Source organism: Acinetobacter sp. YH01019, from assembly GCF_013420285.1.
In the GTDB taxonomy this organism is placed as follows: domain Bacteria; phylum Pseudomonadota; class Gammaproteobacteria; order Pseudomonadales; family Moraxellaceae; genus Acinetobacter; species Acinetobacter gandensis.
Genome location: NZ_VOYM01000194.1, coordinates 1 through 1,101, shown reverse-complemented (window position 1 = coordinate 1,101; position 1,101 = coordinate 1). Strand labels below are relative to the sequence as shown.

Here is a 1,101-nt window from a genome sequence, read left to right as displayed (position 1 = left end):
TAGGACTTACGCACTATTATTTATAGATTCTCTGTGGTAGCAGATGATTTTTATCGAGAATAAAGTCATCAATGAAGTTTTTGATAACTGGTCTAAATAATTTCTTCTGCCAACGATATACATTTTCAAAGATCCGCTCAAACTGGTTCTTTTGTATCTCGACGTAGGCCATCAAGGCTGAAAAAATATGATTCAAAATCAGTTTAGATCGTCTTACTTGAAACTTTTCAATATGACAAACCTGTTTAATCACCCGGTGATATTGCTCTATTTTCCAATGACTTGAATGTAATTCATGAAAACCCTCAAAGGACAATAAATCATCTTCATCTTGATGCACAATATAAAACCTCTGCTGTTCTTTTAACTGAGTCTTAAATAATTGTACAAAGCCAAAATCTTTGAGCCAGACCACTTGACCCTGATGGAAATTTGGCAATAAACGCAGTTGAAACCATTGTCCTTTTTCTGGGGAAACCTTACGGTTACAGTCGATACCAAACATAAATCGAATACCATATTTTCTTATGGTTTTTAGATTTCCAGTCGATGAATACCAACTATCACCTGTAATAAATTGAATCTTTGCACCCCAACTGAGTACTTCACTTAACATATCCATAAAGTAATCATTCTTGGTTTTACTTTCAGATTTGTCATAAATTCGGAAATTAATTGGAATATTTTGACCATTCTGATCTGTCGCATACAAGGTAATGAGATTAATACCCTTGACGGATCGGTGGTGTTTGCCTGACCAAAAATAGCTAACCAAGTCCATATGTTGACTATATGGTTTATCTAAAACAGTATCATCAATACTGACTATAAGTTTATTATTATCAATATGTTGAATTGCTTCTTGATATAGGTCGTGAGGTGTGTAGTCTTCACGTTCTAGAAAGCGATTTACACTATCATGCGAGATGTTATAAGTCTCGGCAAGTTGTGTGCAGCTAATAGAGTTCGGTTCTGTCATGAGAAAGCCCATATAAATGGGTAATGTACAAGTTGCTGTAGAAGCATGTTTAATTCGTCTGATCACAGATACTTTATAAAGTATTTTAATACTTTTTTGAATCCGTCAATGCGTAAGTCCTA

The 1,101-nt window shown here is 34.4% G+C and carries 1 protein-coding gene; it reads right to left on the bottom strand.

Features of this window, described 5'->3' with window-relative positions:
- Positions 1 to 16 precede the first annotated feature (16 nt).
- Positions 17 to 1,045, bottom strand: coding sequence for an IS701 family transposase (locus FTT84_RS17900; RefSeq protein ID WP_007116247.1), 1,029 nt, complete (start codon positions 1,043 to 1,045; stop codon positions 17 to 19).
- Between the last annotated feature and the right edge of the window lie 56 nt (positions 1,046 to 1,101).